17 protein-coding genes are annotated in these 14,049 nt (G+C 72.1%); 9 read left to right on the top strand and 8 right to left on the bottom strand.

The features are described from left to right. The 4 genes from ACW9J6_RS23010 to ACW9J6_RS22995 form a co-directional block, all read right to left on the bottom strand. On the bottom strand, window positions 1–500 hold a 500-nt coding region (locus ACW9J6_RS23010; RefSeq protein ID WP_457118847.1), incomplete at its 3' end, for a DUF4880 domain-containing protein. Next, window positions 497–982: a sigma-70 family RNA polymerase sigma factor gene (locus ACW9J6_RS23005; protein WP_457118846.1), complete on the bottom strand. Its 486-nt coding sequence runs from the start codon at window positions 980–982 to the stop codon at window positions 497–499. The genes ACW9J6_RS23005 and ACW9J6_RS23010, both read right to left, overlap by 4 nt. A 334-nt stretch (window positions 983–1,316) precedes the next feature. Beyond that, on the bottom strand, window positions 1,317–1,781 hold the full coding sequence (locus tag ACW9J6_RS23000) for an N-acetyltransferase family protein (protein ID WP_457118845.1): 465 nt from the start codon (window positions 1,779–1,781) through the stop codon (window positions 1,317–1,319). Between the two features lie 2 nt (window positions 1,782–1,783). Continuing rightward, on the bottom strand, window positions 1,784–2,260 hold the full coding sequence (locus ACW9J6_RS22995) for an MmcB family DNA repair protein (RefSeq protein ID WP_457118844.1): 477 nt from the start codon (window positions 2,258–2,260) through the stop codon (window positions 1,784–1,786). A 207-nt stretch (window positions 2,261–2,467) separates the two neighbouring features. On the opposite strand from ACW9J6_RS22995, the gene ACW9J6_RS22990 reads away from it, so the two are divergent. The 4 genes from ACW9J6_RS22990 (at window position 2,468) to ACW9J6_RS22975 (ending at window position 6,836) form a co-directional block, all read left to right on the top strand. Continuing rightward, window positions 2,468–3,343 (top strand): ABC transporter ATP-binding protein, encoded by an 876-nt coding sequence (locus ACW9J6_RS22990; RefSeq protein WP_457118843.1) that lies wholly within the window; start codon window positions 2,468–2,470, stop codon window positions 3,341–3,343. A 215-nt stretch (window positions 3,344–3,558) separates the two neighbouring features. Next, a complete protein-coding gene (locus ACW9J6_RS22985; RefSeq protein ID WP_457118842.1) occupies window positions 3,559–4,347 on the top strand; it encodes an ABC transporter permease in 789 nt (262 codons plus the stop codon). 16 nt (window positions 4,348–4,363) lie between these two features. Continuing rightward, window positions 4,364–5,362, top strand: a complete 999-nt coding sequence (locus ACW9J6_RS22980; protein WP_457118841.1) for an ABC transporter substrate-binding protein — start codon at window positions 4,364–4,366, stop codon at window positions 5,360–5,362. Window positions 5,363–5,711: 349 nt separating this feature from the next. Then, complete coding sequence (locus ACW9J6_RS22975) at window positions 5,712–6,836, top strand: acyltransferase family protein (protein WP_457118840.1); 1,125 nt, start codon at window positions 5,712–5,714, stop codon at window positions 6,834–6,836. Between the two features lie 20 nt (window positions 6,837–6,856). On the opposite strand, the gene ACW9J6_RS22970 is transcribed toward ACW9J6_RS22975, so the two are convergent. After that, entirely contained in the window at window positions 6,857–7,378 is a 522-nt protein-coding gene (locus tag ACW9J6_RS22970) for a DedA family protein (RefSeq protein ID WP_457118839.1), read from the bottom strand. 124 nt (window positions 7,379–7,502) lie between these two features. On the opposite strand from ACW9J6_RS22970, the gene pdxY reads away from it, so the two are divergent. The 5 genes from pdxY to msrB all read left to right on the top strand — a co-directional run bounded on the left by pdxY (window position 7,503) and on the right by msrB (window position 11,658). Continuing rightward, a complete protein-coding gene (gene pdxY / locus ACW9J6_RS22965) occupies window positions 7,503–8,351 on the top strand; it encodes a pyridoxal kinase PdxY (protein ID WP_457118838.1) in 849 nt (282 codons plus the stop codon). A 132-nt stretch (window positions 8,352–8,483) separates the two neighbouring features. Continuing rightward, window positions 8,484–8,921, top strand: a complete 438-nt coding sequence (locus tag ACW9J6_RS22960) for a Tellurite resistance protein TerB (protein ID WP_457118837.1) — start codon at window positions 8,484–8,486, stop codon at window positions 8,919–8,921. Window positions 8,922–8,988: 67 nt separating this feature from the next. Beyond that, window positions 8,989–9,867 carry an NAD(P)-dependent oxidoreductase gene (locus tag ACW9J6_RS22955; protein WP_457118836.1) on the top strand — a complete coding sequence of 293 codons (879 nt, stop codon included), beginning with the start codon at window positions 8,989–8,991 and terminating at the stop codon, window positions 9,865–9,867. 144 nt (window positions 9,868–10,011) lie between these two features. Next, on the top strand, window positions 10,012–11,169 hold the full coding sequence (locus ACW9J6_RS22950; RefSeq protein ID WP_457118835.1) for a YihY/virulence factor BrkB family protein: 1,158 nt from the start codon (window positions 10,012–10,014) through the stop codon (window positions 11,167–11,169). Window positions 11,170–11,241: 72 nt separating this feature from the next. Then, window positions 11,242–11,658 (top strand): peptide-methionine (R)-S-oxide reductase MsrB, encoded by a 417-nt coding sequence (msrB, locus tag ACW9J6_RS22945; protein ID WP_457118834.1) that lies wholly within the window; start codon window positions 11,242–11,244, stop codon window positions 11,656–11,658. 31 nt (window positions 11,659–11,689) lie between these two features. On the opposite strand, the gene glpK is transcribed toward msrB, so the two are convergent. The 3 genes from glpK to ACW9J6_RS22930 form a co-directional block, all read right to left on the bottom strand. After that, window positions 11,690–13,198 (bottom strand): glycerol kinase GlpK, encoded by a 1,509-nt coding sequence (gene glpK, locus ACW9J6_RS22940; RefSeq protein WP_457118833.1) that lies wholly within the window; start codon window positions 13,196–13,198, stop codon window positions 11,690–11,692. A 62-nt stretch (window positions 13,199–13,260) separates the two neighbouring features. Beyond that, a complete protein-coding gene (locus tag ACW9J6_RS22935) occupies window positions 13,261–13,695 on the bottom strand; it encodes a type II toxin-antitoxin system VapC family toxin (protein WP_457118832.1) in 435 nt (144 codons plus the stop codon). Beyond that, window positions 13,692–13,946 (bottom strand): type II toxin-antitoxin system Phd/YefM family antitoxin, encoded by a 255-nt coding sequence (locus ACW9J6_RS22930; protein WP_457118831.1) that lies wholly within the window; start codon window positions 13,944–13,946, stop codon window positions 13,692–13,694. The genes ACW9J6_RS22935 and ACW9J6_RS22930 overlap by 4 nt, the downstream gene beginning before the upstream one ends. Window positions 13,947–14,049 lie beyond the last annotated feature (103 nt).

The raw sequence follows: 14,049 nt of genomic DNA, 5'->3' as shown, positions 1-14,049 counted from the left end.
ACCTCGCCCTCGATCAGCCGGAGGGCGCGCCGGCCGGCGGCGTAGTCCACGTCCAGCGCCGTCCGCGGACCCAGCACCGCCTCGCTCCCATCCGCCAGCCGCACGCTCTCCTGCTCGCCGGTGCGCGTCACGTGGTCCGCCAGCAGATGGCCCAGCGGCACGAACCGGTCCGCCACCAGCGCCCCCGCCGGGCCCAGCCCCAGCGCCGCCGCCAGGCCCGCGACGACGGATCGGCGGTCCATGCGCCGCCCGGCCAGGTGCGCCGTCAGCGCCCCGCGCGGCAGGTCCTGCCGGGCCGCCACGCCCAAGGGCATCAGGCCCTCCTGCAGCTGCAGCCACGCCGCCTCGTGGCGCGGATCCGCCCCGATCCAGCGCTCGAAGGCGCGCCGCTGCTGGTCCGTCACCGCCCCGGAGGACAGTTCCACCATCCAGCCGATCGCCGCATCGACCGGCAGGTCGTCGCGCGCAGGCGAGGCCGCCGCAGGTCTCCGCCTGGTCATTCCTGGCGCAGCCGCGCCTCGCAGGCGGCGCGCAGGCCCTGCGCCACGTACTTGCGCACCATGCTCACCGAGACCTTCAGGGCGGCCGCGATGTCGGCGTAGGCCATGCCGTCGATCTGGCTCATCAGGAAGGCCCGGCGGGCCTTGGGCGAGAGCCGGGCGAGCATGGCGTCGATCGCCTGGAGGGCCTGGACCAGGATGAGGCGCTCCTCCGGGGAGAGGTCGAGCGCCTCGGGCAGCAGGGCCAGCTCCGCCTCGTAGGATCGCCGGAGGTCGTCGCGCCGGCGCGCGTCGCAGATCAGGCGGCGGGCGATGGTGGTCATCATCGCGCGCGGCTGGCGGATCGCGGCGAGGTCGGGCACCTGCAGCAGGGCGAGGAAGACGTCGGAGGCGAGGTCCTCGGGCGAAACGACCGTCCAGCATTGCCGGCCCAGCCAGCCGCTCAGCCACGGGCTGTGCTCGCGGAACAGGCCGTCGAGCACAGGTGCATTCCGAACCGACACTGATGCCGCCATACCACAGACCTTGTTCAAATGAGCCCGCCCAAATACCGACCTGCTTCGGCTTGCGCAGCTGCGACAGCAGCGAGTTCTATCCATCAATATTACCGAAGAACACGTTGTTCGGCAATATCAGCCTCAAGGCTGAGGCATGCATGGCGCGTGCCGGGTACGCACCGACAGGAGGAATGATCCTCTCCGTGAGGCGGACATCAGCGGCCTTTTTCCGATAGGGCTCGGTTCGATGGAGACCGCGTCGCCCGGCTGGGGCCGCGCGACGGTCCGGGAGAACCGCTCCCGTCCGACGCCGGCCGGTTCAGGGCTCGGCGGCGAGGCGGTCCAGGGCCGGGCCCGACAGACGGAAGAACACGCGCTCGCGCAGGGCCGCCGCGCCCCGGGCCTCGTAGAAGGCGAGGAGCGCGGCGTTGCCCGCATCCGCCGTCCAGTCGAGGCGCGCGAAGCCGCGCTCGGTCGCGAGGCGCGCGGCCGCCCGCAGCAGCCGCGTGCCGATCCCGCATCCGCGGGCGGATTGCGAGACGTAGAGGTCCTTCAGGAACAGGCCGGGCCGCAGGCCCGGTCCCGGATAGACCGCGCCGAGGGCGGCGAAGCCGCGGAGGTCCGGGCCGGCGGCGACCAGGATCGTCACCCCTGCGGGCGGGCTGCGCAGGCCGGCCAGGATCGTCTCCCGCGGCGGGCAGGGCGCCCGATAGTGGGCCTGCATCTCGGCGAACAGCGCCGCGACGGCCGGGACGTCGCTGGGCTCCATCTCCCGGACCTGCATGCCTAGAGGCTCCCCTCGCGCACCGAGCCCGGATCGGCGAGCGCGTGGAGCAGGCCCGCCGCCGCGTGAGCGAAGCGCAGGGTCACGGCCTTGCGGCGCGCGCCGGCCAGCGGGTGGTCGGGCGGCTCGCGCAGGATCGCGGCCCCGAAGGCATCCGCCACGATCAGGCCGGTCTCCTCCGGCAGCACCGCCACCGGCATCTCCTCCGGCACCGCGAAGTAGAAGCGGTCGCAATAATCCCGGTATTCGGGCCATTTCCGGTCCGCCCGGAAGTCCGGCAGCCCGGACTTGATCTCGACGATCGTCAGCAGGCCGGTGGGACCGAGCGCGATGAGGTCGGCCCGCCGCCCGTTCGCCAGGGTGAATTCCGGGATCGTCACGTGGCCCAGTTCCGCGAAGAGCCGGCGTACTCCGCGCTGCACCCCGAGCGCGGTCGGCGACTGGCGGCGGTCGGGAGGAAGCGAGAGGGCGGCGGACAAGGCGGGGACCGGGACGCGGGGGCAGGAACGAATCAGGATTGTCATCCCATCAGGTCGCGCCCGGCTTGTCATCCGCCCTTCGGTCGCAGCCCCGGGCCGGGCGCCACCCGCAGGTCTGCGGCGCGCAGGAACCGGTTGATCTCGCGCGACCTCTCGCCGAATGTCGGGCCGAGAGGGCGGCGGTGACCGCTCCGCGGGAGGAACGGCATGAGCCAGACGGGCATGGCCGAGGGACGCAAGGGCCGCGCGGGGGTGCGCCTCGTCGGCGGCACGGCAGTCGCCCGCAGCGCCGGCGCCGTGCGCCTCCAGGCCGTGACGATCGCCTTCACCCTCAAGGGCGGCCAGCGCTACGTGGCGGTGGACGGGATCGACCTCACGGTGGCGCCCGGCGAGTTCGTGGCCGTAGTCGGCCCCACCGGCTCCGGCAAGTCGACGATCCTCAACGCCGCGGCCGGGCTGGTGCGGCCCGCCGCTGGCCAGGTCAGCGTCTTCGACGGGCCGCTCACCGGCCTCAACGCCCGGGCCGGCTACCTCTTCCAGGCCGACGCGCTGATGCCCTGGAAGACCGCCCTCGACAACGTCGCCGTCGCCCTCGAACCGCAGCGGGTGCCCCGCGCCGAGGCGCTGGCGCGCAGCCGCGACTGGCTCGCCCGGGTGGGGCTCGCGGCCTTCACGGACCGCTACCCCCACATGCTCTCGGGCGGCCAGCGCAAGCGCGTGGCGCTCGCCCAGATGCTGATCCGCGACCCCGAGATCCTGCTGATGGACGAGCCCTTCGGGCCGCTCGACGCGCAGACCCGGCAGATCATGGGGAACCTGCTCCTCGACCTCTGGGCCGCCGACCGCAAGGCGGTGATCTTCGTCACCCACGACCTGGAGGAGGCGATCGCCCTGTCGGACCGGGTCGTCGTGCTCTCGGCCGGCCCCGCCGCCCGCATCGTCGGCGACTTCCCCGTCACCCTGCCGCGCCCCCGCGACACCAGCGAGATCCGCCTCGAACCGCAGTTCCACGCCCTCTACAAGGAGATCTGGGCGCGGCTGCGGGTCGAGGTTTCGCGCGCCTACGCGGGCGGCCCGGCGTGAGAGGGGCGAATGGCGAATGGCGAATGGCGAATGGCGAATGGCGAATGGCGAATGGCGAATGGCGAATGGCGAATGGCGAATGGCGAATGGCGAATGGCGAATGGCGAATGGTCCTGCTCGGCCGCCGTTCGGTCAAGTGACCCGTCGATCACGCCCGCCGTCCGTCCCCTATTCGCCATTCGCCATTCGCCATTCGCCTCAGCGGAGCTGCTCCCGTGAACCGCCTCGGCCTCCTCGCCCTCCAGCTCCTCGTCGGCCTCGCCCTGCTGGCCGTCTGGCACGTGCTCACGGTCTATCCGGTGCTCGGCCAGCCCAAGCAGATCCAGTTCTTCTTCTCGACGCCCGTCGACGTGCTCAAGCGCAGCGTCGCGGAGGTCGCGAACCCGGAGATCTGGGGCCACCTCTGGATCACCCTGCAGGAGACGGTGCTCGCCTTCGCGTTCGGGGCGGCGGGGGGCATCGCCTTCGGCTTCCTGTTCGCCCGCAACGCGCTGCTCGCGGCGGTGTTCGACCCCTACATCAAGGCCGCGAACGCCCTGCCGCGGGTGGTGCTGGCGCCGATCTTCGCCCTGTGGTTCGGGCTCGGGATCTGGTCGAAGGTGGCGCTCGGCTTCACGCTGGTGTTCTTCATCGTGTTCTTCAACGTCTACCAGGGCGTGCGCGAGGTGAGCCCGGTGGTGCTCGCCAACGCCCGCATGCTCGGGCTGAACGAGCGCGGCCTGCTGCGCCACGTCTACTGGCCCTCGGCGCTGACCTGGATGTTCTCCTCGCTGCACACGGCGGTGGGCTTCGCGCTCGTCGGCGCGGTGGTGGGCGAGTATCTCGGCTCCTCGGCCGGGCTCGGCTACAAGATCCACGAGGCCGAGAGCGTGTTCGACGTCACCGGCGTCTTCGCCGGGATGCTGATCCTCACCGTGTTCGTGATCGTCATCGACGCGCTCGTGACCCTGATCGAGCGGCGGCTGCTCACCTGGCGCCCCGGCCCGGCCGGCAGCCACGGCTGACATTTCGGAGAACCCCATGGATCGCCGCCACTTCCTCGCCGGGGCCGCCGCCCTCGGCCTCGCGGGCCCGGCCCGCGCCGACACCGTGAAGGTCCGCATCGGCGTCGGGGGCAAGCCGCTCCTCTACTACCTGCCGCTCACCATCGCGGAGCGGAAGGGCTTCTTCACCCAGGAGGGGATCGAGGCCGAGATCAACGATTTCGGCGGCGGCGCCCGCTCGCTCCAGGCCCTGATCGGCGGCTCGGTCGACGTGGTGGCGGGGGCCTACGAGCACACGATCCGCATGCAGGCCAAGGGCCAGGACGTGCGGGCGGTCTGCGAGCTCGGCCGCTACCCGGCGATCGTCATCGCGGTGCGCAAGGATCTGGCCGGCACGGTGAAGTCCGCCGCCGACCTCAAGGGCCGCAAGATCGGCGTCACGGCGCCCGGCTCCTCGACGGCGCTCGCCGTGCAATACGCGATGATCAAGGCGGGCCTGAAGGCGACGGACGCGCCGCTGATCGGGGTCGGGGGCGGGGCGGGGGCCATCGCGGCGGTCAAGAAGGGCGAGATCGAGGCGATCTCCCACCTCGATCCGGTCATCGCCAAGCTGGAGACGGACGGGGACATCGCGGTGCTGATCGACACCCGCACCGAGGCCGGCACGCGGGCCCTGTTCGGCGGCCCGAACCCGGCCGCGGTCGTCTACACCAAGCAGGACTGGATCGAGCACCACGCGGTGGCGACCCAGAAGGTGGTCAACGCCTTCGCGCGTGCCCTGAAGTGGATCGCCGCGGCAAGCCCTGAGGAGATCGCCGACACGGTGCCGCCCGCCTACCATTTCGGCGACCGGCCGCTCTACCTGCAGGCGGTGAAGAACTCGCTCGAGAGCTACTCGCGCACCGGCGTCCCCTCGCAGGAGGGCATGGCGAGCGTGCTCGACCTCGTGCGCACCCTCGATCCGGAGCTGCAGGGCGCCAAGATCGACCTCGCGGCGACCTGGGAGGGGCGGTTCGTCGAGAAGGCGATGGGGTAAGAGCCGGCGCGGGTTCCCGTCATTCCCCGCGCGAGGGTATCCTCGCCCACCCGGAGCGCGGGCGATCACCGAGGACGGCCGGACGAGCCCGGCGCCGCGACCATCGCGGTTGACGTAGGGTTTCGGGGGATCGGCAGCCAGTGCGGATGGCGGCCGTCGCTGCTCTCGATTATCGACGGCCTGCACGCATCGCAGATCGGCGAAACTTCCGTGATCGAAACCCAGCGGACCATCGCACAGGTCGATCCGGCTTCATGCTGGCTGAGGTGCCGAGGATGCGCAGCGTCGTGACCCTGCGAGGCTGCGCGACATCCATCACGGACGCGGCCCTCGCCGATCGGGACTTGCAATGAGCGACACCACGCGCGCCGGCCGGCAGCGGCATCTCGACGGACTTCGCGCGGTCGCCGTGCTGCTCGTGCTCTTCGCTCATTGTCCGGTCCCACCCGGGGGCGGGCCGGTCGAGAGCCTGTGGACGGCGCTGCGGGCGACCCGCCCGGCCTATATCGGCGTCGCAATATTCTTCGTTCTCAGCGGATTTCTCATCACCCGCATCCTGATCGACGAGCGCAGCCGCGCCGGGCACATCGACATCGCGGCCTTCGCCATCAAGCGCGCCTTCCGGATCTTTCCGATCTATTATCTCTGCATCCTGTTTCTGAGCATCGTCCATGCCATGAGCGCCGGTCAGCTGCTGAGCAGCGCGACCTACACCATCAACTATTACCACCCCCTGCATCCCGATCCGTTCCCGCTGGAGCACGGATGGTCGCTGGCCGTCGAGGAGCAGTTCTACCTGCTGTGGCCCTTCGCCATCGCCCGGATTCCCCTGGGATATGGCCGGCTCTTCACCGGCCTCATCGTGCCCTGCGGGTCGCTCGCGGCGGCGCTCGGCCTTGCGGCCGCGCTCGATCCCGACCTGGCCGGGGCCTTCATCTACAAGTCCCTTCCCACGCAGGCGATGCCGCTCGCGGCCGGCGCCTTCCTGGCCTTCCTCGCGCATGAGGGGCGGTCGCTGCCCTTCGCGACCTGCATCGGCGCGGCCGGCCTGGGCGCCGCGATCCTGGCGGCGGACCTGCTCGGGCGGGCGGCGGGCCTCGTCCCCGCGGGCGGAGCCTACTGGTGCGCGGCGCTCGTCGGCTACGCGCTGCTGGGCTTCGGCGCCGTCGCCGCCCTCACGGTCTCGCGGCCGCCGCGGCGCCTCGTCGCCGCCCTGTCCTGGCGCCCGCTCGTCTATGTCGGCCGGATCTCGTACGGCGTGTACCTCTACCACGTGATCGTCCTGTACATGCTGGGGATCAACGAAGCGGCCGTGTCCCCCGGCTCGGTCCCATACGGGACGATCCTGCTCGCCGTCGCGCTGACCGGGGCGATCGCCATCGCGTCCTACGAACTCGTCGAGCGCCCGCTCCTGCGCTGGCGGCGGCTCGTCCTGCCCCGGCCGGCCCTGAGGGAGGCGGCGCACGCCCCGTGAGGGCGGGACGGGCCCCTCCCTCAGCCCTTGAGCCAGCCGAACAGCCCGGCGCCGGGCGCGAGCCACACGAAGGCCCAGACGAGGCCCGAGGAGACGTTGGCGAGCTGGAAGGGCAGGCGGCCGACCAGGAAGACGCCCGCGATCAGCGGCACCACCGCGCGGGCCGGCCCGACGAACCGCCCGAGGAAGATGCCCCAGGCGCCCCAGCGCCGGCAGAAATCCTCCCCCTTGGCGACCATCTCGGGGTAGCGCGTGAGCGGCCAGACCCGCTTGGCGCCGTCCTTGAAGTACCGGCCGAACTCGTAGGAGGCCCAGTCGCCGAGGATCGCCCCGGCCGCGGCGCCGAGCATCACCGGCAGGAACGGGATCCCGCCCGCCCCCAGCAGGGCGCCGATCCCGAGCAGGATCACGGTCGCCGGCACGAGGAGCGAGAGCACCGCCAGCGACTCGCAGAAGGCGAGCGCGCCCGCGATCAGGGGCGCCCAGGCCTGGTGCTCGCGCACGAAGGCGAGGGTCGTCGCGCGGATCGTCTCGAAATCCATGAACCTTGACCGGCTGTCCACCGGGCATGTCGGGCGCGGGAGCGGGGATTGCAACGGACCGCGCCCGCGTGTTGAGCCGCCCGGCCGCCCGCGCTACCACCTGTCCCTCGCCGCGAGGTCCGCGATGAACATCCTGTCGATCCAGTCCCACGTCGCCTTCGGGCATGTCGGCAACGCCTCGGCGGTCTTCCCCATGCAGCGGCTCGGGGTCGAGGTCTGGCCGATCCACACCGTGCAGTTCTCGAACCACACCGGCTACGGGGCGTGGCGGGGCCGGGTCTACGACGGGGCGGCGATCGCCGAGATCGTCGAGGGCATCGCCGAGCGCGGGGTGCTCGGATCCTGCGACGGGGTGCTCTCCGGCTACATGGGCTCGGCCGAGATCGGGGAGGCGATCCTCGGCGCCGTGACCCGCGTGCGCGCGGCGAACCCGAACGCTCTCTATTGCTGCGACCCGGTGATCGGCGATGTCGGGCGCGGCGTCTTCGTGCGGCCGGGCGTCCCGGACTTCATGCGCGACCACGCGGTGCCGGCCGCCGACATCATCACGCCGAACCAGTTCGAACTCGATTACCTCTCGGGCCTGCCGAGCAGCACGCTCGCCGAGGCCAAGCGGGCGCTCGCGGCCGTGCGGGCGCGGGGACCGCGGGTCGTGCTCGTCACCTCGCTGCACACCGCCGAGACGCCCGACGACGCGATCGACCTGCTCGTCGACGCGGGCGGCGAGACCTGGCGCCTGCGCACGCCCCGGCTCGCCCTCTCGGTGAACGGCGCGGGCGACGCCACCGCGGCCCTGTTCCTGGTCCACTACGCCCGCACCGGGTCGGCCGCGGAGGCGCTCGGCGCCACGGCGGCCTCGATCTTCGGCCTGCTGCGCCGGACCGAGCAGGCGGGCGCGCGGGAGATCCTCACCGTCGAGGCGCAGGAGGAGTTCGTCGCCCCGAGCCGCGCCTTCCCGGTCGAGGCGGTGTGAGGCCGCCTGCGTGATTTCCCGCAGGCCCTGTGGTGCGGACGTCCTTGCCTGCGGGGCCGCGGATGTGCATCGATTTGGCGAGAGCAGGCGGGCCCGCCCGCAGACGACGTCGCCCGCGCCGAGGATGAGCCGATGGGGCTGTTTCAGGATGCCTTCACCCGGATCGGTCGGGTGGTCATGTCGTATGCCGGGGACACCGCGTTCCTGCACGCGGCCGCCTCGGGGGCGGCCAACGTGATCCTGGCCGACCGCGAGATCGACGAGGAGGAGATCGAGACCGCCCTCACGAACCTCTCGGCGAACCCGATCCTGCACAAGTCCTACGGGGTCCTGAAGCTGGAGCAGGAGCTGCACGAGGCGATCGCCCGGGCGAAGAGCCGGGCCGGGCGGATCGAGAACCTGCGCTTCCTCTCGGCCATCGCGGACCGTCCCCTGGACCAGCGCCAGGACGTCTTCCTGATCGCCGCCGACGTGGCCGACCAGGGCGGCATCAGCGAGCTGGAGCACAAGGTGCTGGACGAGATCGCCGAGGCGCTCGGGGTCGACAAGGCGGGCCTGCTCTCGGCCTGATCCCCCTGTCCGGAAGCGGCCCGCGCCTTAGGTGGCGCCGCATCGCAGCGTGCGGGAGCGTGTCGCCGTGGATGTGGGATTTCTCGGGCTCGGCCGGATGGGCCGGCCGATGGCGCTCAACCTCGTCAAGGCCGGGCACCGGGTGCGGGTCTGGAACCGCTCGCCGGAGGCGGCCGAGAGCCTGGGCCGAGAGGGCGCCGAACCGGTGGCCTCGCCCGCGGAGGCGTTCCGCGGCGATGCCGCCATCACCATGCTGGCCGACGACGCGGCGCTCCGCAGCGTGATCGTCGAGGGCGGCGTGCTCGACCAGGGCGCGCGCCCCGCCGTCCATGTCGGGATGAGCACGATCTCGGTCGGGCTCGCCCGCGACCTCGCGGCCCTGCACGAACGGGCGGGCGTCGCGTATGTCTCGGCTCCGGTCTTCGGGCGGCCGGACGTGGCGGCCGCGGGCAAGCTCAACGTCGTGGCCGCCGGCCCCGCCGAGGCGCTGGCCCGGGTGCAGCCCCTCCTCGACGCGATGGGAGCGAAGACCTGGCCCTTCGGCACCGAGCCCGCGCGGGCCAACGCCGTGAAGCTCGCGGGCAACGTCATGCTGGTCAACGCCGTGGCGATGATGGGCGAGGCCGCCGCGTTCGTGGAGGCGCACGGGGTCGCGGGCGCCGACCTCCTCGATCTCCTGACGAACACGATCTTCGCCGCGCCGGTCTACAAGGGCTACGGCGCCTCGATCGCGGCGGGCCGCTACGAGCCGCCGGGCTTCGGTCTCGCGCTCGGCGCCAAGGACGTCCGCCTCGCGCTCGCCGCGGGCGAGGCCGCGCAGGTGCCGATGCCCCTCGCGAGCGTGCTGCGCGACGGGCTGATCGAGGCCATCGCGCATGGCGACGGGGCGAAGGACCTGGCGGCCCTGGCCCAGGTCGCCGCGCGCCGGAGCGGCCGGCTCAAGTGACCGAAAGGTGCGGCGCAGTGGAGCGGAGGCCGGCCGACGTCGAGGCAAGGTGATCGGGCGCGCCCGAGGAACAGGGCGCGCAGGCTTGACGTTCTGAGGGCAACGCCCGCCCGCGGGCGCGTCGCCCTCCTGAACGGTCGCCCGATGACGAATCCGAACCCCGGTCCCGCCGCGAGCGGCCGCGTGACCTCGACGCTGTGGACCATCTTTCTCGGTGTCGCCCTCGTGCGCCTGGCCACCGCCCGGCGGCCGCCGGACGTGCCGGTGCCCCCCGACCCGACCCGTCACCTCGGCGAGGGGGCGAAATCCTATGCCGGGCGGCCCGCCCAGTGGGTGGCGGACAGCGAGCCGGAGCGCGGCCGCCACGCGGAGAGCCCGACCGAGATCCCGGCCAAGGGCTGGAAGGACGTGCTCTACCGGACCTACGTCGAGTTCCAGAAGGACCGGGTGCTCTCGGTGGCGGCGGGCGTGACCTTCTACACGCTGCTCGCCATCTTCCCGGCCATCGCGGCGCTGGTCTCGCTCTACGGCCTGTTCACCGACCCGGGCACGATCAACGACCACCTCTCGCTGCTCCAGGGTGTGCTGCCCTCGGGCGCCCTCGACATCATCGGCGAGCAGGTCAAGCGCATCAGCGCCAAGGGCGGCACCACGCTCGGCGTCACCACCCTCACCAGCCTCCTGCTCTCGCTGTGGAGCGCGAACGCGGGCGTGAAGGCGATCTTCGACGCCCTCAACATCGTGTACGAGGAGGAGGAGAAGCGCAGCTTCATCAAGCTGAACCTGCAGTCGCTGACCTTCACGTTCTGCGGCCTGGTCTTCGTGATCCTGTCCCTGACCGGGATCGTGGTGCTGCCGGTGATCCTGAACGAGATCGGGCGCTTCGGCATCGCGATCAGCCCGAAGGCCTGGTACATCGCGCTGCTGCGCTGGCCGGTCCTGCTGCTGGTGCTGCTCCTCGCGCTGGCGCTCCTGTACCGCTTCGGCCCGAGCCGGGACCGGCCGCAATGGCGCTGGGTGACGCCCGGCAGCCTGATCGCGGGCGTGCTCTGGATCATCGCGTCGATCGCCTTCTCCTGGTACGTCGCCCATTTCGGCAATTACAACGAGACGTACGGGTCCCTCGGGGCCGCGGTCGGCTTCATGACCTGGATCTGGATCTCGGCGACGATCGTGCTCCTCGGCGGCGAGATCAACGCCGAGATGGAGCACCAGACCGTCCGCGACACCACCGAGGGACCCGAGGCCCCGCTCGGCACCCGCCGCGCCCGCATGGCCGACACGGTGGGCGCGCCCGCGTGACGCGCTCGCGCGCGACGGGGACGGGTCCTATCTCCCGGCGTGGATGACGAGAGAGCGCCGGGGAGGGATCCGATGGGTGTGTCCGATCAGGTGCGGGACGAGGCGGCCCTGAGCGACGAGGAGTGGCGCGCGCGCCTGACGCCCGAGCAGTACCGGGTCCTGCGCGGCCACGGCACCGAGCGCGCGGGCACCAGCCCCCTCAACCGGGAGAAGCGGGCCGGCACCTTCCTGTGCGCCGGCTGCGGCCAACCGCTGTTCGAGAGCGAGACCAAGTACGAGTCCGGCTCGGGCTGGCCGAGCTTCTTCGCGCCGATCGAAGGGTCGGTGGAGACGCAGACCGACCGCTCCTTCTTCATGACCCGCACCGAGGTGCATTGCCAGCGCTGCAAGGGCCATCTCGGCCACGTCTTCGAGGACGGGCCGGCCCCGACCGGGCTGCGCTTCTGCATGAACGGCGCCGCGCTGGACTTCGCGCCGCGCGACGAGTAGCGGCCCGCCGCGCCGGGCCTTGGGCTGCGGCTCAGGGCAGCGGCACCGTCCGGCCGAGCAGGCAGCCCACGGCCTTGCGCCAGCCCGCGAGCTTGCGCTCCCGCACCGGCCCGTCCATCGACGGCGTGAAGCGCCGCTCCAGCCGCCAGTGGTCGGCGAAGTGCTCGGGCTCCGGGTAGAGCCCGCTCGCGAGGCCGGCGAGGTAGGCGGCGCCGAGCGCCGTCGTCTCCTTCACCGCCGGCCGGTCCACCGGGGCGGCGAGGAGGTCGGCGAGGCGCTGCATGGTCCAGTCCGAGGCGACCATGCCGCCGTCGACCCGCAGCACCGTCGCGCGCCCGTCCCCATCCAGCCAGTCGGCCCGCATCGCCGCGAGCAGGTCGGCGGTCTGGTAGCAGACGCTCTCCAGGGCCGCGCGGGCGAGTTCCGCCGGGCCGGTGCCGCGGGTGAGCCCGTAGAGGGCGCCGCGCACATCCGGCTCCCAGTAGGGCGCGCCCAGCCCCACGAAGGCCGGCACGAGGTAGACGTCCTGGGCCGGGTCCGCCCGCTCGGCGAGGTCCCCGGTCTCGGCGGCCGCGCCGATCACGCCGAGACCGTCCCGCAGCCACTGCACCGCCGCGCCCGCCACGAAGATCGAGCCTTCGAGCGCGTAGGTGCGCCGCCCCTTCAGCTGGTAGGCGATGGTGGTGAGAAGCTTGTTCTTCGAGGCGACGGGCTGGGTCCCGGTGTTGAGGAGCGCGAAGCAGCCGGTGCCGTAGGTCGACTTGACCATGCCGGGCCGGAAACAGGCCTGGCCCACCGTCGCCGCCTGCTGGTCGCCGGCCACGCCGCGGATCGGGATCGCCGCGCCGAACAGGTCCGGGTCGGTGCTGCCGAAATCGCCCGAGGAATCGCGCACCTCCGGCAGCATCGCGCGGGGGACGCCGAGCAGGGCGAGCAGATCGTCGTCCCAGGCGCCGCGGTGGATATCGAAGAGCAGCGTGCGCGAGGCGTTGGTGGCGTCGGTGACGTGCAGCCGCCCGCCGGTGAGCCGCCACAGCAGGTAGGAATCGACCGTCCCGAAGGCGAGTTCGCCCGCCTCCGCCCGGGCGCGGGCGCCCGGAACGTTGTCGAGGATCCAGGCGATCTTGGTGCCGGCGAAGTAGGGGTCGAGGATGAGCCCGGTCCGCGCCGTGACGAGCGGCTCGTGGCCCTCCTCCTTGAGGCGGGTGCACAGGGACGCGGTGCGCCGGTCCTGCCAGACGATCGCCCGGTGCACCGCCTCGCCGGTGCGGCGGTCCCAGACCAGCGTCGTCTCGCGCTGGTTGGTGATGCCGATGGCGGCGACGTCCCGCGCCGCGGCGCCGGCCTGCGTGAGGGCGGCGCGGCAGGTGTCGAGGGTGGTGCGCCAGAGGTCGTCCGGCTCGTGCTCGACCCAGCCCGAGGCCGGGAAGTGCTGCGGGAACTCGGCCTGGGCGAGGGCCGCCACCGAGGTGTCGGGCCGGAACAGCAGGGCGCGGCTGGAGGTGGTGCCCTGGTCGATGGCGAGGATGAACGAGGACATGGGGCAGACCTTGGAGCGGACCTTGGGGGCGGACCTTGGGAGCGGGCCGCGAGGCGGCGGGCTCAGAGGGGAGGGGGCTCGGTCAGGGGGAGGCCGAGATTCTGCGCGGCGGCGCGGAGGCGGGTGTCGAAGGTCGCCAAGGGCAGGCCGTGCGCCTGGATCAGGGCGAGGTGGAGAGCGTCGGGCCCGCGCACGCCGAGGGCGGCCTGTTCGACGAAGGTGCGCGCGGTCGCGAAGGTTCGGCGGGTGACGGCGAGGGGTCGGCCGCGCGTCCCGTGCCAGCGATCGAAGCGTTGAGTGAGTGCCCGTGCTTTCCCGGTTGTTGCGCGTCCTTCCCGGACAAGCCGCGAGAGAGTGGCAGAGAATTCGAGAACGACCAGATCCGAGATCACCGGAATGACCGCAGACCCGCGAAGCCATTCCTCGATGCGGCTGCTCTCCGCCTCTCCCACGAACAAGGGCACGATGAGGTTGGCGTCGAGGTAAACCCGGCTCAAGGGCTCTCGTCCCGCATCTCTCGGATCAGCGCCGTGAAATCGACAGGCTCGCCGAGCGCCAACCTGTTCGCCCTGAGCCACTCGATCTCGGCCTGCGTCACCGGCCCGGCGTCGATCGGATCCCGCTCATCCGGCACGAGGCGAACGCGGTCACCATCCGATTGAGCGATCACGACATCTTCACCCGCGGTTGCCCGGCCCAGGAGCTCGGGCAGACGCTCGGCGGCTTCCTTGGCGGTGTAAGTCGCCATGGTCGGCTTCCTCGTGTGCGGCCGGTCCCGGTCCCTCACCCGAGCAGGGGAACGGACCGGGACGAGTCGTGTGTACGGCGCATCCTAGCGGACGCGCCGCGCG

Source organism: Methylobacterium sp. JK268, from assembly GCF_054052225.1.
This window is presented reverse-complemented; position numbering and strand designations above follow the sequence as displayed.

Coding starts and splice junctions, on each gene's coding strand:
- ACW9J6_RS23000 (WP_457118845.1), bottom strand. CDS start 1,781: ATGCAGGTCCGGGAGATGGAGCCCAGCGACGTCCCGGCCGTCGCGGCG.
- ACW9J6_RS22990 (WP_457118843.1), top strand. CDS start 2,468: ATGAGCCAGACGGGCATGGCCGAGGGACGCAAGGGCCGCGCGGGGGTG.
- ACW9J6_RS22980 (WP_457118841.1), top strand. CDS start 4,364: ATGGATCGCCGCCACTTCCTCGCCGGGGCCGCCGCCCTCGGCCTCGCG.
- ACW9J6_RS22975 (WP_457118840.1), top strand. CDS start 5,712: ATGAGCGACACCACGCGCGCCGGCCGGCAGCGGCATCTCGACGGACTT.
- ACW9J6_RS22970 (WP_457118839.1), bottom strand. CDS start 7,378: ATGGATTTCGAGACGATCCGCGCGACGACCCTCGCCTTCGTGCGCGAG.
- pdxY (WP_457118838.1), top strand. CDS start 7,503: ATGAACATCCTGTCGATCCAGTCCCACGTCGCCTTCGGGCATGTCGGC.
- ACW9J6_RS22960 (WP_457118837.1), top strand. CDS start 8,484: ATGGGGCTGTTTCAGGATGCCTTCACCCGGATCGGTCGGGTGGTCATG.
- ACW9J6_RS22950 (WP_457118835.1), top strand. CDS start 10,012: ATGACGAATCCGAACCCCGGTCCCGCCGCGAGCGGCCGCGTGACCTCG.
- msrB (WP_457118834.1), top strand. CDS start 11,242: ATGGGTGTGTCCGATCAGGTGCGGGACGAGGCGGCCCTGAGCGACGAG.
- glpK (WP_457118833.1), bottom strand. CDS start 13,198: ATGTCCTCGTTCATCCTCGCCATCGACCAGGGCACCACCTCCAGCCGC.
- ACW9J6_RS22930 (WP_457118831.1), bottom strand. CDS start 13,946: ATGGCGACTTACACCGCCAAGGAAGCCGCCGAGCGTCTGCCCGAGCTC.